A 20,833-nucleotide genomic window follows, 5' to 3' on the forward strand; every position below is an offset into this window, starting at 1 on the left:
ACCATGTCGAACATGATGAAGGCACTGGTCAAGGCGAAGGCGGAGCCTGGCATCTGGATGGAACGCGTGCCTGTTCCGGAACCCGGACCAAACGACGTCCTCATCAAGGTCAGGAAGTCGGCCATCTGCGGAACTGATGTGCATATCTATAATTGGGATAAGTGGGCGCAGGCGACGATCCCCGTTCCCATGGTCGTCGGACACGAATTCAGCGGCGAGATCGCCGAGATCGGCTCGGCCGTGACCAAATACACGGTCGGCCAGCGCGTTTCCGGCGAAGGTCATATCGTGTGCGGAACATGCCGCAATTGCCGTGCGGGCAGGGGACACCTTTGCCGCAACACGCTCGGCGTCGGTGTCCACCGTCCGGGATCTTTCGGCGAGTATCTCTGCATTCCCGAGGCCAATGTCGTGCCGATACCGGACGACGTACCCGACGAAATCGCCGCGATCTTCGATCCGTTCGGCAATGCCGTTCACACCGCGCTTTCCTTCGACCTCGTCGGTGAAGACGTGCTGGTCACCGGGGCGGGCCCGATCGGCATCATGGGCGCGCTGGTGGCAAAGCGCTCCGGTGCCCGCAAGGTGGTGATCACCGATATCAATCCTTCGCGCCTCGCACTGGCACAGAAGCTCGGCATCGATTATGTCGTCGATGCCTCCAAGCAGAACCTGGCGGACGTCATGCGCGAAATCGGCATGACCGAAGGATTCGATGTCGGCCTCGAAATGTCGGGCGCGGCACCCGCTTTCCGCGACATGATCGACAAGATGAACAATGGCGGCAAGATCGCAATTCTCGGCATTGCTCCGACAGGGTTCGAGATCGATTGGAACAAGGTGATCTTCAAGATGCTCAATCTGAAGGGCATCTATGGCCGCGAAATGTTCGAGACCTGGTACAAGATGATAGCCTTTGTGCAGGGCGGCCTCGACCTATCGCCCATCATCACGCATCGCCTGCCGATCGACGATTTCCAGGAAGGCTTCGACGCCATGCGATCCGGCAGCTCCGGCAAGGTCGTGCTGGACTGGCAATAACCAATTTGCACGACTCTTTTCAACAATGATGGGACGCCGACGGCGTCCCATCATTCATTTTCATGGCCAGAGGACCATCGCTCGATAAAATCATCGAGTTACTTTTCGTACATCAAAGCAGCGAACGGAATTAACCCGCCGGGGTGATGCCCTCCGAGGCCAAAAACAGGTATTTTGTTGGCAATGCTGTGGGGCACTTTCGCGAAAGCAGCCCACGCGGCAATGGGGACCAACGAACATGGCTGCGACCAAATACAGATTTCATCTGGATTCGCCAGCATTGTGCCTGATGCTGTTTGCAACGCTGCTATTGCTTGCCGCAATGCTTCCAGCAGTACCAGCCTTGGCTGCAGCGGCCGAATTCCGGGAAACGCCGTGCTGGTTTGCCTTGCCCAAGGACCGGGACATGCGCTGCGGGCATCTGCTGGTCCCGGAAAACCGCAGCAAGGCCGATAGCGCCACCATAGAACTTGCAGTGGTGATCTTCGAACCGGACCGCGTTCGCCATGACCCGGTCGTTTATCTTAATGGCGGGCCCGGACAGGCTGCACGCATCGAGACGCGCGAGGAGATCGACGATTGGTGGAGCTTCATCGACAACGGCGACTGGCTGCGCGGACGGCGGCTTGTCGTAGTGGACCAGCGGGGCGTCGGTCTTTCGAAGCCGTCGCTGAGCTGTGCCGAACATTACAGCCCGAAGGTCTGGGGCGGCATCATGTCCCGCCCGGAGGAGATTGTCGATTTCGACGGGGCGCAGAAGAACGAGGTTAAAGCCTGCCGCGACGCGCTTCAGGCCAGGCACATCGACCTTTCCGCCTATAACACCGCCGAGAATGCAGCCGATATCCATGACTTGCGCAGCGCTCTCAATATCGACAAATGGGTCGTCTTCGGCATTTCCTACGGTACAAAACTTGCCTTGCAGGTTCTGGAAGATCATCCGGAGAACCTCGTTGCAGTGGTCCTCGATTCCACGCTGCCGCTTGACGTCGACTATGTCGACCAGGACGCCGCCAACTTTGACGGGGTCCTGAAGAAGCTTGAGAAGGACTGCGCGGCGCGCCAGGAATGCGGATCTGACGGCACAAGCCTTAGAACGATGATCACCGAAATCGTTCAGCAACTCGACGCCCAGCCCGTGCTTCTGCGCCTCAAGGCGGCGGGAGAACCCAGTGCATTCACGCGCGTATCGGGCAACGACTTCCTCGAGGTCCTGTTCAACCAGTTTTATGATCGCGACTCGATCGAACTCCTGCCGCAGCTGATCAAGGACACGGCCAATCAGAACTATGGCCCGCTGGCGGAAATGATAGGCTTGAGCGGTGACGACGGCGACGCCTTTGCTGACGGCATGCATCTTTCCATCGTTTGCAATGACGGTGTCTCGGCGGCGGCGTCCTTTGCGGCGTTTCCGCTTCTCGACCGCTGGGCGCAGAACAATTTCTACAGCTGGGCCTGCCCACTATGGCCTACCGCCACGCCGAAGAGAGCTTATAAATCATTGGCCCAGAACAGGGTGCCGGTCTTGCTGCTCGCCGGCGATTACGATCCCGCGACCCCGACAAGCTGGGCAGAGCGCGTGATCAGGACAACCGGCCATAGTCAACTGGTGCTCTTCCGCGGTGTCGGCCATGATGTGCTTGATACGACCGAATGCGGCGGGGAGGTGGTTGCCGACTTCCTCGACAATCCCAACGCGAAAGTCAGTACACCCTGTATCGGCGATATGACCGAACCGCACTTTGGGCCGCCCGACGATAAGCCCTCGGTGCTGCTTACCGGATCAGCCCAGCCTGCGATGTTGCACAGATAACGGCATTTGCCAGCCATCTTTCCATTCGCATCCCGAATGTCTAGGCTGTTTTTTACAAACACGCTGGACAGGGACGCGGCAGCTTGCAATTTCTCACCGATGGAACAGCCTTCCTCGAACCCTACATCCGGCAATATGGCCTCTACGCCATCTTCGTCATCATTTATCTGGAATCGTTCGGCGCGCCACTTCCAGGCGAGAGTGCGCTGGTGGCTGCTGCGCTTCTCGCAACGCGCGGCGACTTTGCCATAATTGATCTCTTCCTGGCCGTGTGGGTCGCTGCCGTTATCGGCGACAGTACCGGATATGCCATTGGTCATTTCGGCGGTCGTCCCTTGCTCCGTCGCTATGGCTGGATCGTGCGTCTCACGCCAGAGCGGCAACGATCCCTGGAAGAGATTTTTGAAAAGCGCGGTCCGATCATTGTCTTCGGCGCCCGCTTCGTCGTCATCCTGCGCCAGTTGAACGGGCTCGTGGCCGGCTCGGTCGGCATGCATTTCGGACGCTTTCTAATCGCCAATGCGCTTGGCGGCCTGCTTTGGGCGAGTGTGTGGACCTTTGGACCTTATTTTCTCGGCGATGCCTTCATGCAATGGCGCCATTGGGTCGGTTGGGCTTGAAGCGCCGACAAAAGTAGTATATTTATGGAAAAATATACTAGATGGAGAATGCCGTGCGTGTTACCTATATGACAAGCGCTTCCTTCAATCAGAATCCAAGTCGGGCTAAGAAGGAAGCCAATGAGAGGCCCGTGGTCATAACAGACCATGGGGAGGCGAGCTATGTGCTCTTGCGCTACAGCGAATTCGAAGCAAACTGGAACAAGCCCAGGACCCTCTACGAGGCGCTTCGCGATCCTGATGCTCCTAAGACCAAGGAATTCGATCCGGAACGGATAGAATTCGATCGCAGGACGCCCAAGTTCTGATGGCACTGCTGCTCGATACCAATGTGATTTCGGCAGCAAGGCGGCCGGAGAAGCAAGACAGTGCCTTCCAGCAATTCCTGCAGGAATTCGACGTTGCAACTGCGTACCTTTCTGCGATCACGATCATGGAGATCAAATTCGGTATTGAACGGGAAAAGCGGAACGACCCGGCCTTTGCCGCCGATCTCGAGCGCTGGCTGGATGGGATCGTATTGCCAAGCTTCGCAGGCCGTATCCTGCCGTTCGACCTCGATGTCGCCATGCGCGCAGGCACGCTTGTAACCGCGGGAAAACGCCCGTCAGCGGATGCAATGATTGCTGCTACGGCTCTCGAACATGGACTGCGGATTGCCACCCGCAATATTGCGGACTTCACGCCATTCGAGGTCGCATGCTTCGATCCATGGAAGCACGAAGCATCCAAGGCACCTTGAGCGTCAATAGCGCCCTTGCTTTCCCTCGGACAGCCATTCGTGCTATTTCATTTGGTCAGGCCGACTATTTTGTTGTCAGAACAGGAAGCAAGTCATGTGCCGCAACATCAAGACACTTTTCAATTTCGATCCTCCGGCAACACAGGACGAAATCGATGCATCCGCACTGCAATTCGTGCGCAAGCTCTCCGGCTTCAACAAGCCGTCGCAGGCGAATGCCGAAGCATTTGACCGCGCAGTGGCGGAGGTATCCGCTTCTGCGCGCCGCTTGCTGGCGTCACTCCACACACACGCGCCGGCACGTGACCGGGAGGTCGAGGCTGAAAAATTGCGCGAACGTTCGCGTGCTCGATTCGCCTAGGGAAAGCCGACCGCACTCAAAATGGGAGGGACCGGTATGCACAAGTGGACTCTTGTTTCAGCGGTTCTCGCCCTTGGTGTGTTCAGTGCGGGGCCGGTGCTGGCGCAAACCTGCGAGCGGGCTACGGCTACCTATGAGGCTGCAGTCGACGACTATCTGGGCGCAAAGTTCGCCCTCGACAGGGCTACCCAGCTTCTCGCCTCTGCGCGCTATGCAAGCATTGTCGGAAAGATGAAGATCAACATCGCATTGCAGGAGACCGACGTCGCGCGCGCACTGCCCGGCTACATTGCATCGCTCGGCCCGGCCTACGCGGCGATCAATTCCATCGATGCGGCGTGTTCCACCGATGTGCTGGCCACACAGCATCGGCTGCCCACGCAATTCAAGCAGAGGATCGATGACGACCTCGCTTCGTTACTGCAAGGCGGCGTCGACAAGCTTGCAAACGATCAGATGGCGGACACCAAGAGCATGTTCGATAGCACGAACAAGAAATAGGCGCTCGCTGCCACCGCCCTCATTAAGGATTCGCCGCATTTGCGCAGGTTAGCATCAGATGTCCGGGTGGACGTCAAATCGTTCATCATCGCGAACATGGAGGTGCGTCGGGCGCCGCACGTTCCGGAACTTGACCTGTATAGGGCGCATCCTGGAAGCGGGCTCGGACGGCTGGTCGATTCCGAGAACGACCCGCCACCCTATTGGGCCTATCACTGGGCAGGCGGGACGGTCATTGCCCGCCATATTCTCGATCACCCGGAGGTAGTCTCGGGGTTACGTGTCCTCGACCTCGGATCAGGCTCAGGCATTGTCGGCATCGCCGCAGCAATGGCTGGCGCCGGGAAGGTAATCGCCGCGGACACCGATCCGAACGCGCTTGTCGCGACACAGCTTAACGCACTCATTAATGGCGTAAATATTGAAGCGATCAATGGCGACGTTACGATTGGTGACCCGCCCGGTGTCGATCTGATCCTTGTAGGCGATCTTTTCTATGATGAAGCAACGGCACGCCAGGTCACCGGGTTTCTGCTTCGCTGCGCGGCTGCCGGCATGCAAATTCTCATTGGCGATCCTGGCCGCTCCTATCTGCCCCGCGCGCACCTGCGTCTCATCGCTGAGTACTTCGTCAGCGACTTTGCCGACGCCGAAGGTCGTGCCGTGAAGCCAAGCTCGGTTTATGCCTTCACCTAGCGGGCTCAATTTAATATTGACTGTTCGACTCATGTTTACTAACCCGTCGGGGCATGACAACCCAAAATAGCAACGCTGCCCTGATCGGCGGCACCACATTCCACGATGTCGTATCGGCAGAGAATGGGGCAACGTACCGCATTTTCATCTATCGCCCGAATGGCGATGCGCCCAAGGAAGGCTGGCCCGTTATCTACATGACCGATGGCAATGCCGTGATCGGGACCGCGGTCGATGTGATACGTGCCCAGGCTGATTATCCGAGCGGCACCAATGTTGCGCAAGGGGTGATTGTGACGATCGGTTACCCGGTCGATGCCGCATATGATCCCTTGCGCCGCTCGTGGGATCTCGGCGTGCCGCCCGGCAAGACCTATCCACCCTTCTATGAAAATACGCCGCCTGTTAAGACCGGAGGCGCCGAGGATTTCATCACGTTCATCGAGTATCAGATCAAGCCGATGGTCGAAGCGACCGTTCCGATCGATCGTAAGCGTCAGGCGTTGTTCGGCCATTCTTTCGGCGGCCTCTTTGTTCTGTACAGCCTCTTCACACGTCCCTCGGCATTCACCACCTGGATTGCGGCCAGCCCTTCGATCTATTGGGAAGACCGCGCGATCGAACAATTCTATCCGGCATTCGCGGCGGCACCCGACACCAACGCTGGCGCGGCGCTGTATCTTTCCTGCGGCGCGTACGAAACCGAGAACCTGGCGCCGTTTCAGATCGGCGCACCCGACGAGGCGGAGCGCCTTGCCCAAAAAAAGGTCACGCTCAACGATGTGTTGGCGATCGAAATGCGGGATCGCCTGAACAATTTGCCGGGCCGTCCGATCAGCGCCTCGTTCGAGCTTTACTCGGGTGAAACCCACATGTCGGTGCTGCCCGTGGCGGTCAATCGCGCCATTCAGCACGCCTTTGCCATCCGCAAGGTCCCATCCGACTAGCGCGCCCGCCGCCGCGATGCGGGCGTCGCGAAATCGAGCCAGGTCAAGCCGCCTCGTCCCGCGTGTAACATCAAAGTCACACCCTTGATTGCAACCACGAGGCGCGCACGGGAAAACCACACGCACAGCTTGACTAATATAATATGACAAATGTAGTCATGTTTGAACATGAGTACGGCACTCATGAAACTTCCAGCAATGTCAATGGATTATACATGGGGTGGGTTATGCGCGTTCACGAAACCGATAGACGGTCTTTCAATTCGGTAGCGCCAAAGCAATTGACGTTCCTGTTGATGTCGACAGCGGTCGCCAGTCTGATGATGGCCGGCGTCGCGCGCTCCCAGGACGCAGGCAATATCCAGCTCAATACGATCGTCATCGATGGCGACAGCAACCCAGTCGGTCCTGATAAGGGCTATATCGCAAAGAACACCCTGACGGGCTCGAAAACCGACGTGCCGATCCGCGAGATTCCGCAATCGATTTCCGTCGTTACGCGCGAGCAGATGGATGACCGCATTGTCGACCGCGTCGAAGACGCCATAGCTTACACGTCGGGCGTTACGGCATCGCCCTGGGGGGTCGACGAGCGCTTCGATCAGTTTCTGATCCGCGGCTTTGACGTTGGCACCTATGCCGTATTCCGCGATGGTCTGCCGCAAAAAGCCATCGACTTTTCCGGCTTCAAATCCGAACCCTATGGAATGGAACGAGTCGAAGTCCTCAAGGGACCGTCCTCGGTTCTCTACGGCGAAAATGATGTGGCCGGCCTCGTCAACCTGGTGACGAAGCGACCGACAACCGATCCGTTCTACAGCGCCTATGCCGGCTATGGATCATTCAACACCTATGAACTCGGGATCGACGCCGGTGGACCGCTCGATAAGGAAGGCGTCTGGACCTATCGCTTGACAGGCCTGCTGCGCGACGGCGAACTGGAAACAGATTTTTCCCAGAACGATCGCGTTTACATCGCCCCGGCAATTACCTGGTCGCCCAGCGCCGACACGTCGCTGACAGTCCTTGCCAACTACCAGTGGGACAAGCTCACTCCCAATGCCTTCCTTCCGGTTGCCAACCCGGCTTTTCCCGACCTGCCGAAATTCTCGCGCAGCTTCACCACGGCGCAGCCAGGCTTCAACGACTTCGACGCCAATCACGGCTCGATCGGTTATCTTTTCGAACACAGCTTCAACGACGCATGGAAGGTTCGGCAGAACCTTCGCTATTCATCGCAGGATACCGACTATCGGCATCTCTACTATTCAAGCATGGCTGACGATACGACCATGAACCGGACGCTGTTCACGGTGGATGAGACAGCGACGATCTTCAGCGTCGACAACAACGTGCAGTACGATTACGAAAATGCCCGCATCAAGAATACATTGCTGATGGGTCTCGACTATACGCGCCAGACTGTCGACGGCCACAACGGCTACGGTGAGGGTCCGACTCTGGACATCACCAACCCCGACTACCATCTCGACATCGAATCGCCCGCAATCTATGTCGACCGCAAGCAGACGGTCGATCAAATCGGACTTTATGGACAGACCCAGACCAAGTTCGACGATCATTGGCTTCTTACGCTGGGCGGGCGCCAGTCGTGGGTGACGAACAAGAATTTCGACCGGTTGAGCGACACCTCCGATACCCAGGACGACAACGCCTTCACCGGTAAGGCCGGCCTTGGCTATCTCTTCGATAACGGTTTTACGCCCTATATCAGCTATACGGAATCGTTCAGTCCGGTCATTGGCCAGGGCTCCAGCGGCCAGACCTTTGCGCCTTCGGAGGGCAAGCAGTACGAAGCCGGCGTCAAATATGAGCCCGACTATTTCCCTGGCACGGTGACAGGCTCGGTATTCGAGATCACCAAGTCCAACGTGCTGACGCCCGATCCGGTGGACCCGACGTTCCAGGTGCAGACCGGCGAGGTCCGACATCGCGGCTTTGAACTCGAATCCGTCGTCAACCTGTTCCATGGCGTCAGCCTGATCGCGAGCTACACCTATCTCGACGCCGAAATCACGTCGAGCAACATCGACGGGGAGGTTGGCAACCGTCCGGCGCTGGTGCCCGAACACCAGGCGGGTCTCTGGGCAAAGTATACATTCGAGACCGGCGCTCTCGAGGGTCTTAACGTCGGCTCGGGTGTTCGCTATGTCGGAAGTACGTATGGCGACAACGCCAATCTGATCAAGGTAGATAGCTACACGCTTGTCGACGCGCTGATCAGCTATGAAAAGAACGGCTGGAAGGGATCGCTGAAGGCGAGCAACATCTTCGACAAGGAGTATTACTCGACCTGTTCCAGCGACGACATCGGCAATCCCATGTGCATTTATGGCGAGGGCCGGGCCATCAAGGCCACGCTTTCGGCGAAGTTCTGATGGCTGCAATGACTGGAACTTCCTTCTCGCTCGATGGCATTGGCTTCGAGATCGATGGCAAGGCACTGTTGCATCCATTGACGTTGAGCGTTCCAACCGGGGAGGTCGTCGGCATACTCGGGCATAATGGTTCGGGAAAGTCCACGCTCCTGAAGATACTGGCCCGGTTTCAGGCCCCGACAGCGGGGCGGGCGGAATATGCCGGACAGGATCTGGTATCGTTTCGCACCAAGGACTATGCACGGCGCGTGGCTTATCTGCCGCAGCAGACGCCTGATACGGATGGCATGACGGTGCGCGAGGTCGTTGCCCTCGGACGTTATCCCTGGCACGGCGCGCTTGGCCGCTTCTCTGCCCTAGACAAGCTCAAGGTGGCGGACGCGTTGAAGCTTACTTCAATGACGGCGCTCGCCGACCGCGTCGTCGATACGCTTTCGGGCGGCGAGCGTCAGCGGGCCTTTGTCGCCATGCTGATCGCGCAAGATACTGAATGCCTGTTGCTGGATGAGCCGATATCGGCGCTCGATATCAGCCACCAGATCGAGGTCATGGAACTCATTCGCATGCTGGCGCATGAGCACAAGAAAACTGTGCTGATCGTGCTCCACGATATCAACATGGCAGCGCGCTACTGCGACCGGCTCATCGCGCTTGCCGGTGGCCGTCTGGTGGCCCACGACGAAACCGCCGCCTTGATCACGGCGGAGCGTCTCGATGCGATCTACGGCGTTCGCATGGGCATTTTTCCGCATCCGCAGACGCAATCGCCAATCAGCTACGTTCTCTAGCCATGGCCGCCCTCTCACGACGCGCATTTCTCCTCGGCACCATGGCGCTCGCGCCCATGCTTTCCATCGTGAGAAGCGGCGCAGCGACACTGCGTGTCGTCAGTCTCGATTATGGCCTGGCGCAAACGCTGATCGAAATCGGCGCCACCCCCATCGGCCTGATCGATACCCCAAGCTGGCCCATCTGGGCTGTCGAGCCGCCCCTCCCGCAAGGGATTGCCAACATGGGCTCGGCGCATGAGATCAACATGGAACTTCTGCAACTCCTGAAGCCTGACCTTATCCTGTCGACACCCTATCTCGAATGGGTCAGGCCGCAGCTCGAACTGATTGCGCCTGTGAAATCCTTTCCTATCCATGCGACAGGTACCTCGCCCTATCCCAATATCGTGGCCGCGACGCGCGAGCTCGGGAGCATGCTCGGCAGAACGGCGGAAGCGGAAGCCCTTATCGAGCGTACCGCAAGCGAACTTGAGGCCGCCAAGGCCAAAGCGCAACATCTTGGCAAGCTCGCCGTCATGACCTTCATGGATGCTCGCAACATCCGCTTCTATGGACCGGGTGGCAATTTTCAGGATGTTCTCGACCGCCTGGGTCTCGAAAATGCCTGGAAGCGCCCAACCAATGAATGGGGTTTCAGCGATGGCGGCATCGCCGACCTCATTGAAGTCGGCGATAACTGGCTCTTCTACATCGATCCGGTGCCACCGGATGTACTCGCAACGCTTCCCGGAAGCCCCCTTTGGCAAAGCATGCCGTTCGTCCAGAAAGACCGTGCGCGACGCATGGACAGTGTGCTCATGTTCGGCACCTTACCCTCGATGACCCGCTTTGCGCGCCTGCTGGTGGAAGCCACCACATGAAACGTAAAGACGCCCAGCCATGGCTATGGATCGGCGCCCTCTGGGCCGCCGCGCTTGCCATTACCGCTTTCAACCTTTTGCCATCGCTGGAAGGGCTCAGCCTCGGCAGTGTGTTCTCGACCCCATCACCCGACGACAGCCGTGCGGTACTCGCGCATTACAGCCTCCTTCCCCGTCTCGCGATGGCAGCCATCTGCGGCTTCGCACTTGGACTTTCGGGCATGCTGTTCCAACATGTCCTTCGCAATCCTCTCGCATCGCCGTCAACGCTCGGCATCGAGGCCGGCGCGCAACTCAGCCTTGGCATTGCCATGCTCTGGTTTCCGGCAATCCTCGGCTGGAGCCGGGATATTTCCACTGCCTTTGGCGGGTTCGCCGCTGTCGGCATCGTTTTTGCCGTGGGCTGGAAATATAGATTCAATTCCGTCGTCGTCATTCTGACAGGCATGGTCACGGGGCTCTACTGCACTGCAGTCGTCACGTTGCTCACCCTCATGAACGACCACTACCTTGCCGGCCTTTTCATCTGGGGAGGCGGTTCGCTAAATCAGAACGACTGGCGGCAGGTGGCGACCCTCACACCAAAAATCATCGGATGCTCTGTTCTCGCACTCCTGCTGGTCAAACAGCTCAGTGTTCTGACGCTCGGAGATGCCGCACAGGCCCTCGGGGTCAAGATACAAAGCATTCGCGCCGGCGCGCTCTTCGTTGCCGTTGCGTTGACTGCATTTACGGTCAGCGCGGTGGGGATCATTGGTTTCCTCGGTCTGGCGGCGCCGGCCATCGCGCGGGCCATCGGGGCAAGGCGCATCGCAACGCGGTTGATCGCGGCTTCGCTTGCAGGCGCGGCACTTCTCATCATCGTCGATCAGCTTGTGCAGTTTTACGGGGCGGTATCCGGGGTTAGCCTTCCGACCGGCGCAGTCACTGCAGTCATCGGGGCACCTTTCTTGTTGTTTCTGATGTTGAGGCGCAACGTGCCTAACGCGATCGCGGTTCAGGGGAAAGCGCTTATCGTAGCCACTCCAAGGCCTCGCTTGCTGTTGTCATTGCTTTTGTTGCTTTTGGCGGCGGCTGCTCTGCTTGCTATCGTTGTTGGCCGCGACATCAATGCAGGATGGGCAAGCCAGGCGGGCGAAACCCTGCGGTCGTTGTTGCCATGGCGCGTGCCGCGTCTAGTTGCCGCCATTTCTGCGGGCGTTCTGCTCGCCTTGTCAGGAAGCCTTTTGCAGAGGCTGACGGGCAACGCCCTCGCCAGTCCCGAGGTGCTTGGCGTGAGCGCCGGCACGGCGCTGGGATTGCTGTGCATGCTTTTTCTTGTCGCGCAGCCGACCTATGCTCACAGGCTGATCGGCGGCTTTTCCGGTGCCGGCGTGGTGCTCGTGATCCTCTTTGCCGTCAACCGGCGATCGCATGCGGGAAACCAGTTTCTGATCTTTGGCGTATCGCTCGGGGCACTTTTGACGGCGCTCGTTTCTGTCATCCTTGCTTCCGGCGATCCGCGCGCGCTCTTCCTTCTCAGTTGGATGGCCGGTTCTACCTATGGCGTTACGCCCCTGCTGGCATGGACGTCCGCGGCATTTGCGATCGCCGGCCTCTTCGCCGTGATATTGCTCGCGCGGCCCCTGCAGCATTTCGCGCTGGGGGACATCTCCGCCCATGCCCATGGCGTCGACATCAAGCGCTTCCGCGCCCTTATCCTGGGCCTTTCCGCGCTATTGACGGCCATTGCCACCCTGGTCGTCGGACCGTTGAGTTTCGTCGGATTGATGGCGCCTCATCTCGCGCAACGCGTCGGCTTGCCGCGCGGGACGACGCACATCCTGGGGTCGGCGCTCTTCGGGGCATTGCTGATGGCGGCAGCCGACTTTATCGGCCGAACCATTTATTTCCCGTGGCAACTACCCACGGGTCTCGTTGCAACATTGCTTGGCGGACCGATCTTTGCGGTGCTGATCATCCGCGGCAGCCGCCAGTCCGTGCAACATTAACATCCCCTTCTGGTTGCGAATAACGCCCCCTTGAGGGAGACATGGATCATATCCGAATGGCGATCTGTACAGGTCGACCCAATGGGGCGAACATGTTAAGCGGGTCAACGATATGATTGAGAACGGAGGCATTCATGAGCCGGCTTGACAGCTTCATTCACCGCTTGACCGCGCAACGCGATATTCTTAACGATATTCGCGAGACGGTGGACGAAATTGAAGGGCCGGTGCTTGAACTCGGACTCGGCAACGGCCGGACATTCGATCATCTCCGCGCGTTGTTTCCAGACAAACGCATCATCGCGTTCGACCGGGCGGTCGGCTCGCACAAGACGTCGACGCCCGCGCCCGAAAACATCGTCCTTGGCGAAATTCGCGAAACCGCCCAGACCTTCGTCGGCGTCGGCGCCGCGCTCGTCCATGTTGATATAGGCACCGGCTATGACGACAAGGATGCGATCACACTCACCTGGTTGCCGCAACTCGCTGCTGGCCTGCTTCGTCCGCAAGGCCTTGTCGTGAGCGGTCTCGAACTGCTTCACCCGCAACTTGAAGCATTGCCCATTTGCTCAAGCGTCCCGGTCGGCCGTTACTTCCTTTATCGCCGCATCGAATAGCAGCAGGTCGAATTGCCGTTCATTGACAGGGATCGTGGCGACCTTCGAGGCCTCAATGCTTTCCTCACGGAAAATCAGGCAATCCTCGTAGAATTTGGCCAGATATTTGACAAAGTCAGCAGTTCGTCCCTGGCCGTAGAAGGCCGGCGAAAATTCAAGGTAGACGGGGACACGCCGCGCGAGAAGCACTTCCATTGATCTGCAAGCCTGCGGTTCGTAGCCCTCTATATCCATCCAGACCAGGCCAATTTCCTCGCACCTTACCTGTGCTTCCTGCAGGATCGCTTCGACAGGCTTGACGGCGACAACGATGCAATGATCCTTGCTGCTTTGCCGGATCATGCTGCTCTTCCCGTGATTGTCGCGGTGCTGGAAAAAATCGATCTGACCGTCCGTGTCGCCCGCAGCGCAATTGAGGAGCGTAACACTGTCCGTCAGCCTGTTCTGCTCGATGTTGAGCCGAAGGAGTTCGAAATTGCGCGGATCGGGCTCAACGCTGACGATATGACCGAATGCCTTGCTCAAGGCGAAATAGACAGTTTGGGTGCCGATATTGCCGCCAAGTTCCAACAGCGTGGTTTGGGGCCCCAGCAATTGCCGGTCGCGCAGAATACTGAGCAGGCGATCGACGTGATCGCGGTCGAAATTACCTTTGCGGAAGACTTTCCTGCCGATGTAGTCGGACGGGGAAAAGCTCATGACGTGGTCGCCGCAATCCACTGTCATGGTAAGGACGCGCGGTCCAATTCCGTGAATCAGGACTTCGCGGCCGAGCCGCGTATTGAACATTCGCCGGGCTACTCGATCCCGAAGCCTGCGCCAGTGCCTGCCAAATGGCTTGTTAGCGAACATGTATGCGGCCCCGATTATACAAAACGCACGGTCAATTCCTGAGGGATGATGTAGACACGAAGCGGTTCGACGCGGCCCCGAATGGCAATCTCACGGCTTTCAAGCGTTTCGGTGTCGGACCCGGCGAGACGGATGGTCGGCTCGGAGACGACAATGGTCGCATCGAGCTCCTTCGCGATCGTCTCAAGCCTGCTCGCGACATTGACGGTATCGCCGATCGCTGTAAGGTTCTTCACCGTTCCGTAACCCATGGCACCGATAATTGCGGGCCCGGCGTGAACGCCGATGGCGACACGTATCGGCATCGACAGTTCTCCAGCAAGTTCTTCGTTCAGCCGTTCCATCTCGTGCGTGATCGTCGCCGCCGCCTTCAGCGCATTGCGGCAACCCTCCTCAGCCGAGCCGTTCAAGCCGAACAGCGCCATGGCACCGTCGCCGATAAACTTGTCCAGACGGCCACCCGACCGCTCGACAGCCTGCCCGACAATGGCGAAATAGCGATTGAGGAGGAAGACAATGTCGTATGGAAGGCGCGCCTCCGTCAGCATGGTAAAACTGCGGATATCACAGAAGAGAATTGCAATTTCCTGTTCACGTCCCGGATTGGTTTGCTGGCTGCCGACGGGCACGATGCCCTCGTTTGACGGCTGCAGGAGGGGAACGACACTGATGTCGCCGGAGGGGCGCAGTTGACAGGCCAGCCGCACGCCGGGCTCTGCACCGATACGCTTCAGCGTCGCAAGCTCAGTGGATTCGGGCGGCGGAAGTTTCGATACACCCTCAATGACCTGAACCCGGCAGGTGGAACATCGCCCCTTGCCACCGCAGACGGCATAATGCGGTATTCCGCCAAGGCGGCTTGCTTCGAGAACGCTGAATCCACGCGGAACCCGCACCGTTTCACCGCCCGGATAGCGAACCTCGATCTGGTCGATGCGCTCCCGCCAGCTTCGGCGTGTGCGCAAGCCGATAACGCTGAGCAGCGTTGCAGCGAAAGCGCCGTAGAGCGTGTATTTGACGGTCTGAACGTCTTCAAGCCTCGCTTCACGAAGGTGCCTTGCAGGCGCCGGTTCGACGGCCCGGCCATAACTTGACTGAATCGGCTCGCTTTCGAGAACGCGGCCCGTATCGGCAAATCCGAGGAGTGCTAGAACAGGAAGCAGGATGGCAACGGTCAGAAGGTACGGCGCAGCCTTGTTGTACCAGGAGCGATAACGCAGCCAGAAGTGGACGCCGATACAGCCATGGGTCCAGACAATGAAGAGAGCAATGCTTTGCCGCAGGCCATTGGCTGGCGAGTCGATCCACAATCCACGAATGACGCTTTCGTAGGTCGGCTCAATTCCCGCTAGATCGAAACGAATACGTGTCGCCGCCACGTGTTCGATGATGAAAAGAGGGATGAGCAATCCAAGCACGATCTGCAGCGCTTCGCGCGCAGGCATTACCAGGGTGCGGTGCTGATAGAGCGAACGCATGACCAGCGCCACGTGGACGACAACCGCTCCATAGAGCAGCACCGTGCCAGGCGGGCTGCGCCAGATGGCAATGAACCACAGGCGACCCGCTTCGGCGGCACTGAGCGAAATGAGGTTGAGTGCGTGGTTGGCGAGATGGAATGATACGAAGACAAGCATGATCAAGCCGGAGGCCAGCCTTGTCCGGCGCAAGGATCGTTCTGAAATACCGGTCGGCTTGGTCGTGGCTGCTGTCATAAACACCTGATTTTCCTCGACCAGTCTATGCGAAGCCCGGCCCTTTGGCGATACGGGCTGTATAACTCAAACGCAAGCTTGGTGGTCTACAACAATGGCTTTTTGAACATTCCAGAACGCACGAACCATCAAAATATCGTTAGCAACATCCGAAGCAATTGGCGCCGCGCTGGAAATCGTGCCATGCAGATTCCATCAGGATGGCAGTTGCTGCCGACAGAAAGTCAATCATTGCTCATGCGCATAGCGTTCTATGCACCATTGAAATCGCCCAACCATCCGGTCCCGTCGGGTGACCGTCAGATGGCGCGGCTATTGATCGCTGCTTTGGAGCTTGCCGGCCATAGCGTCGATCTGGCATCGGAGTTGCGGAGTTTTACCGCCACTCCCGAGGATAGCAGGCGCGGGGAGATAGCAGCCGCAGCGGCGCAGGAGGTAGAGCGGCTTGCCCGCCGGTCGGAGCAGAGGCCGGATGTCTGGCTCTCCTACCATCCATATTATAAGGCGCCGGACCTCATCGGCCCTCGAGTGGCTGCCGCGTTGAACATACCCTATGTCACGGCGGAGGCCTCCTTTTCGCATCGGCGCGACAAGAGCGGATGGGCAGCCCTGCAATCGCTCGTGGCGGACGCCGTGCGGCAGGCGGACGTCAATCTCTGCTTTACCGAGCGGGACCGGCAGGGTCTTGCGGCGGCGATCCCCGAGGCACGGCTCGAACGTCTGTTTCCATTCATCGATGTCGCGCCCTTCAAGATGTCAAAAGCGCAAAGAGAGCCGCGAAAGCTGATGACAATCGCCATGATGCGCAGCGGCGACAAGCTAGAGAGCTATAGAATATTGGCGGACGCCCTGATGGCGATCGAGGACGAGCACTGGACATTGACGATCATCGGTGACGGACCGGCGGCCTCCGAGACAAGAGCACTTTTCTCAAGGTTCGAGCCTGAACGCATCGAATGGTTGGGGGAACAGCCTCCAGCCGTCATCCAGGGCGTCCTGCAACAGGCGTCCGTCTACGTTTGGCCGGGTGTCGGCGAAGCCTATGGGATCGCCTACATGGAAGCGCAGGCGGCAGGGGTGCCAGTCGTCGCGCAAGCCCTAGCGGGTGTTCCCGAAGTCGTAAAAGATGGGAAGACCGGCATCCTCACTCCGGCCGGTGACACCCAGGCATATGCCCGGGCCATTGCCACATTGCTTGACGATGAGGGAAGGGGCACACGTATGGGCTTGGAGGCACACCGCTTCATTGCGCAAGAGCGTTCCCTCGAGGGGGCGTCGGCGCGGCTTGATCAAATTTTGCGACAATATCTGGGGCAGCAGAATGGGAATTGATGCGACCTGGCAGCCTCTGCGCTCCGAATTGCAGCGCTGGTTCGACGCCGGGCGCCAAGCGCAATTCTGGCTGCGCGATGACGATGCGGTCAAACCCACATCCGCATTGGAGCGGCTGCTCGAGCTCAGCAACAAGAATGACGTGCCAATGACCTTGGCTGTGGTCCCTGCTCATGCCGAGGCAACGCTTGCCGAGCGATTGACCGATGAACAGCGCATTCTTGTCGCCGTCCATGGCTGGTCGCACCAGAATCACGCCCCGATCACCGAGAAGAAGCAGGAACTCGGCTCGCATAGACCGCGCCAAATGGTCCTCGGCGAAATCGGCGAAGGTGTCGCGCGTATTCGCACGCTGTTCCCGCAGCGCTTCGTGCCGGTGCTGGTGCCACCCTGGAATCGCATCGACCAAGGATTGATTGCCGAGTTGCCTCGACTTGGATTTGACGCGCTTTCCGTTTTCGGCCCTGCCAAGGCGAAGCAGACGGCATTCATTCCCGTCGTCAACACCCATGTCGATCTCATGGACTGGCATGGAACGCGCGGTGGCCGCAATCATGAGGAACTGGTTGCCGCTATCGTCAAGGAACTTCAGAGCAGATTTGACGGCCTGGGCGAGCCCATCGGAATTCTGACCCACCACCTTGTCCATGACGAAGCGGCCTGGCAGTTCCTGCATAAGCTCTTTGCGATCATCGCGGCAGCGCCGAATGCCCGCTGGGCCGCGCTCGGCGAGCTCATTCAGGGTCGATGATCTACAGATCGATCTCCTGAAAATCGCGCGCGGAAAACGCACCCGGAAAGTGCTCCCTTGCCAGATGTTCGAACTCATCGAGTTCGTCATCTGTGCGCGACGGCGCATGGTGAAACAATGCAAACCTCTTCACGTTTGCTGCCTTCGCAAGAAGGACGCCATGCTGCCAGGTTGAATGTCCATAGCCAAACCGGCGCGGCATTTCATCTTCCGTATAGGTGCAATCATAGACGACAAGATCGGCGCCCTTGATAAGCCGCATCACCTCGGGGTCAAACTTCCCGGCCTCGTGCTCGGTGTCGTAGATCAATGCCAGCACTTTGCCTGCCCATTCGATGCGATAGCCGATGCAGCCGCCCGGATGATTGAGACTACCCGTCTCGATCCTTACACCCTCAAACGGCTCCAGCACGTCGCCGGAACGGAAATCGCGAAAGCCCAGACATGCCTTGCAGATTTCCGGCTCGACAGGAAACCAGGGCGGACGCATGAATTGCTTGACGATCTCGCGCGTCGACATGACGCCGGCAAGATGGCCCGACCAGATGCGCACATTCATCATTGGATTGTAGAGCGGCGCAAAATAGGGCAGGCCGATGATATGATCGTAGTGGCAGTGGGTGAAGATGATATCCAGCTCATCGGCGCCTTCCCGCGTCAGAGCTTCCCCTGCCTGCCGCACGCCCGATCCGGCGTCGAAAATCAGCCTGTGCTTGCCGCACTGAACTTCAATGCACGCGGTGTTTCCACCGTACCGCTCGAACTCGGGTCCCGAAACGGCGACGCTGCCACGCGTCCCCCAGAATTTTACCCGAAACACTTCGTCGTTCATTCCGATTTTTACACCCAATCCCCCGCGCCTGTCGGGTATCGTAGCCAAACCGCTTTCCTAATGCGAGCGTTGGCTTTCGAATTAGTTGCCATGGGCGCAATAAACACCCAAAACACAACGTATATAAGCGATAGTCATACGCTTTTTAAGCTTCATGACAATTGTCGATACAAATGTATAAGTTTGCGTATCTTTCCACCGGAATGCTTCGTTCATGTCGTCTTCGCAATTCCCGCCCATTGCTATCATCGCGGATGCACATTTTCACGATCTCTACGGCGATTATGATTTCAGCGGCATCGATGTTGCCGGGCGCAACATGTCCGCGCGGCGGCTGACCGACACCGTAAGGTCGACCCGTGTCTTCAACGAAAGCTATCGCGCCTTGCGCGCGGCCCTGGACACGGTGATCGAGCGCGGCATGAAGCATGTTGTGCTGCTCGGCGACTATTCGGACGACGGGCAGGCGGCGACCATACGCGCCCTGCGCGAGGTTCTTGATGGATATACGCGCGATCACGGGCTTAATTTCATCGCAACTCCTGGAAATCACGATATTTTCGGCCCCACCGGACGCCACCATGCCAAGCGCCTTCTCAATCCGGACGGCACCTATACGATTGTTGCCAGCGACGGTGACTTCGTCGACGATGATGCGGACGGCATGGTGACGACGGACAAAATGTATTGCTCCGGCTATCCGGCCGGGCTGAGCGCGCTGCCCGATCTCGGCTTCTTTCGAAAGGCATCCGACCTGCACTGGGAAACACCGTTCGGGGCCGACGACCGACCCGAGAGGCGGCTTTACGCGGTGCGCTCAGAAGATGGCTGTAACGAATACCGCTTGATGGATGCTTCCTATCTGGTTGAGCCAGAGCCGGGCGTTTGGCTGCTGATGATCGACGCAAACGTATTTGAGCCGCGCAATGGCGAGTTCGTCGAGGGCCATGCAGGCGCGTTTGTCGATAGCACCAATGCCGGCTGGAATGCCATGCTCGAGCACAAGGCGTTCATCCTCGATTGGGCGAAAGACGTCGCTGCAAGGGCGAGGCTCAACGGCAAGACGTTGCTTGCCTTCTCGCATTATCCGGCGCTCGACATGCTCGACGGTACGATGGATGACGAGCTTGCAGTGATCGGCAGAACGAGTTCGATTGAACGCATACCCTCCCGCGCCGTTGCGGATGCGCTCATGGATGCAGGCATCCACATCCACTTCAGCGGCCACCTGCATGTCAACGATACGGCACGCGCGGATCGGGATGACACATTTCTTATCAACATCGGCGTACCATCGCTTGTCGCATTTCCCCCGGTCTTCAAGATCATCACGTTTGGCGAGGACAGCCTCAAGGTCGAAACCGTGGCGCTCGATAAAGTGCCCATCGATCCGCTCCTGATCGAGCAATACCGTGTCGAGATCGGCGTAACGGGTAAAAAGGTCGGCCAAATACTCGATGCACCCGATTACGGTACCTTCATTGCGGAACATGTCGATCAACTCGTCGTCCACCGCTACCTGCGGAGGGAATGGCCGAAGGATCTAGCTAGGGTCCTTGCGCAGATTAATCTGGGGGACCTGGCCGTACTCGGCCATCACCATCAGGCGGTCGCACTTGCCGACGCCACCGTTCTGCTTCACGCCGAACGCGGCCGCTACGAGTCCATGGAGCGGATACGAAGCGCATTGCGAGCCGCGGGGCTTACTCTCGATGAACTCGACGCCATAACGTGCCTGAAACTACTCGGGGACTGGTACAAACTGCGGCTTGGCAGTGAATTGGGGCTGGATCGCATTCCAAGCGATAGGATGAGGATGTACCGCTACCTCATGGAGCTTTTTTCCGACCAAAGTTCGGTGAAATCGGGCGAGGCACAGGACACGTTTATGCGGTTGTTTCGCATGATGGCCCGATATCTATCTGGCCATCCATCACGCAATTTCACGATCGATCTCGCAACCGGAAAAATT

20 protein-coding genes are annotated in these 20,833 nt (G+C 58.4%); 17 read left to right on the forward strand and 3 right to left on the reverse strand.

Features of this window, described 5'->3' with window-relative positions:
- Positions 1-3: 3 nt before the first annotated feature.
- From tdh to HQ945_RS21325, 14 genes are all read left to right on the forward strand, one after another.
- Positions 4-1,041, forward strand: coding sequence for an L-threonine 3-dehydrogenase (tdh, locus tag HQ945_RS21260; protein WP_027233130.1), 1,038 nt, complete (start codon positions 4-6; stop codon positions 1,039-1,041).
- 238 nt (positions 1,042-1,279) lie between these two features.
- Positions 1,280-2,854 carry an alpha/beta fold hydrolase gene (locus HQ945_RS21265; protein ID WP_113282270.1) on the forward strand — a complete coding sequence of 525 codons (1,575 nt, stop codon included), beginning with the start codon at positions 1,280-1,282 and terminating at the stop codon, positions 2,852-2,854.
- 83 nt (positions 2,855-2,937) lie between these two features.
- Positions 2,938-3,474, forward strand: coding sequence for a DedA family protein (locus HQ945_RS21270; RefSeq protein ID WP_113282269.1), 537 nt, complete (start codon positions 2,938-2,940; stop codon positions 3,472-3,474).
- 53 nt (positions 3,475-3,527) lie between these two features.
- Positions 3,528-3,782, forward strand: a complete 255-nt coding sequence (locus tag HQ945_RS21275; RefSeq protein WP_228020220.1) for a type II toxin-antitoxin system Phd/YefM family antitoxin — start codon at positions 3,528-3,530, stop codon at positions 3,780-3,782.
- Complete coding sequence (locus HQ945_RS21280; RefSeq protein ID WP_113282268.1) at positions 3,782-4,216, forward strand: type II toxin-antitoxin system VapC family toxin; 435 nt, start codon at positions 3,782-3,784, stop codon at positions 4,214-4,216. The genes HQ945_RS21275 and HQ945_RS21280 overlap by 1 nt, the downstream gene beginning before the upstream one ends.
- Positions 4,217-4,310: 94 nt before the next feature.
- A complete protein-coding gene (locus tag HQ945_RS21285) occupies positions 4,311-4,577 on the forward strand; it encodes a DUF2277 domain-containing protein (RefSeq protein WP_027233125.1) in 267 nt (88 codons plus the stop codon).
- 36 nt (positions 4,578-4,613) lie between these two features.
- On the forward strand, positions 4,614-5,078 hold the full coding sequence (locus HQ945_RS21290) for a hypothetical protein (protein ID WP_113282267.1): 465 nt from the start codon (positions 4,614-4,616) through the stop codon (positions 5,076-5,078).
- A gap of 66 nt (positions 5,079-5,144) precedes the next feature.
- Positions 5,145-5,774 carry a class I SAM-dependent methyltransferase gene (locus tag HQ945_RS21295; RefSeq protein WP_343051294.1) on the forward strand — a complete coding sequence of 210 codons (630 nt, stop codon included), beginning with the start codon at positions 5,145-5,147 and terminating at the stop codon, positions 5,772-5,774.
- Between the two features lie 53 nt (positions 5,775-5,827).
- The gene (locus HQ945_RS21300; RefSeq protein ID WP_113282266.1) at positions 5,828-6,721 is read left to right on the forward strand and encodes an alpha/beta hydrolase; all 894 of its coding nucleotides are present in this window, start codon (positions 5,828-5,830) and stop codon (positions 6,719-6,721) included.
- A gap of 227 nt (positions 6,722-6,948) precedes the next feature.
- Positions 6,949-9,120 (forward strand): TonB-dependent siderophore receptor, encoded by a 2,172-nt coding sequence (locus HQ945_RS21305; RefSeq protein WP_051615356.1) that lies wholly within the window; start codon positions 6,949-6,951, stop codon positions 9,118-9,120.
- Complete coding sequence (locus tag HQ945_RS21310; protein WP_174208482.1) at positions 9,120-9,908, forward strand: ATP-binding cassette domain-containing protein; 789 nt, start codon at positions 9,120-9,122, stop codon at positions 9,906-9,908. Before HQ945_RS21305 ends, HQ945_RS21310 begins: the two co-directional genes overlap by 1 nt.
- 2 nt (positions 9,909-9,910) lie before the next feature.
- Positions 9,911-10,771, forward strand: coding sequence for an ABC transporter substrate-binding protein (locus HQ945_RS21315; RefSeq protein ID WP_113282263.1), 861 nt, complete (start codon positions 9,911-9,913; stop codon positions 10,769-10,771).
- Positions 10,768-12,762 carry a Fe(3+)-hydroxamate ABC transporter permease FhuB gene (gene fhuB / locus HQ945_RS21320; protein ID WP_174208483.1) on the forward strand — a complete coding sequence of 665 codons (1,995 nt, stop codon included), beginning with the start codon at positions 10,768-10,770 and terminating at the stop codon, positions 12,760-12,762. Before HQ945_RS21315 ends, fhuB begins: the two co-directional genes overlap by 4 nt.
- A gap of 134 nt (positions 12,763-12,896) precedes the next feature.
- On the forward strand, positions 12,897-13,379 hold the full coding sequence (locus HQ945_RS21325) for a class I SAM-dependent methyltransferase (protein WP_027233119.1): 483 nt from the start codon (positions 12,897-12,899) through the stop codon (positions 13,377-13,379).
- On the opposite strand, the gene HQ945_RS21330 is transcribed toward HQ945_RS21325, so the two are convergent.
- Positions 13,332-14,168: an FkbM family methyltransferase gene (locus tag HQ945_RS21330; protein WP_245273662.1), complete on the reverse strand. Its 837-nt coding sequence runs from the start codon at positions 14,166-14,168 to the stop codon at positions 13,332-13,334. The genes HQ945_RS21325 and HQ945_RS21330 overlap by 48 nt on opposite strands.
- 77 nt (positions 14,169-14,245) lie before the next feature.
- Positions 14,246-15,946, reverse strand: coding sequence for an adenylate/guanylate cyclase domain-containing protein (locus HQ945_RS21335; protein WP_113282261.1), 1,701 nt, complete (start codon positions 15,944-15,946; stop codon positions 14,246-14,248).
- 237 nt (positions 15,947-16,183) lie between these two features.
- Here HQ945_RS21335 and HQ945_RS21340 point away from each other — a divergent pair, with 237 nt between their 5' ends.
- Together HQ945_RS21340 and HQ945_RS21345 are read left to right on the forward strand one after the other, a co-directional pair.
- Entirely contained in the window at positions 16,184-17,278 is a 1,095-nt protein-coding gene (locus tag HQ945_RS21340) for a glycosyltransferase family 4 protein (protein ID WP_113282291.1), read from the forward strand.
- A complete protein-coding gene (locus HQ945_RS21345) occupies positions 17,268-18,029 on the forward strand; it encodes a polysaccharide deacetylase family protein (RefSeq protein ID WP_113282260.1) in 762 nt (253 codons plus the stop codon). Before HQ945_RS21340 ends, HQ945_RS21345 begins: the two co-directional genes overlap by 11 nt.
- A gap of 1 nt (position 18,030) precedes the next feature.
- Here HQ945_RS21345 and HQ945_RS21350 read toward each other — a convergent pair whose 3' ends face one another.
- Complete coding sequence (locus HQ945_RS21350) at positions 18,031-18,861, reverse strand: MBL fold metallo-hydrolase (RefSeq protein WP_091925286.1); 831 nt, start codon at positions 18,859-18,861, stop codon at positions 18,031-18,033.
- 214 nt (positions 18,862-19,075) lie between these two features.
- Here HQ945_RS21350 and HQ945_RS21355 point away from each other — a divergent pair.
- The coding region (locus HQ945_RS21355; RefSeq protein WP_174208484.1) for a metallophosphoesterase family protein at positions 19,076-20,833 on the forward strand (1,758 nt) is incomplete at its 3' end.

The sequence above is a fragment of the Phyllobacterium pellucidum genome (assembly GCF_013327855.1).
Taxonomy (GTDB): Bacteria; Pseudomonadota; Alphaproteobacteria; order Rhizobiales; family Rhizobiaceae; genus Phyllobacterium; species Phyllobacterium pellucidum.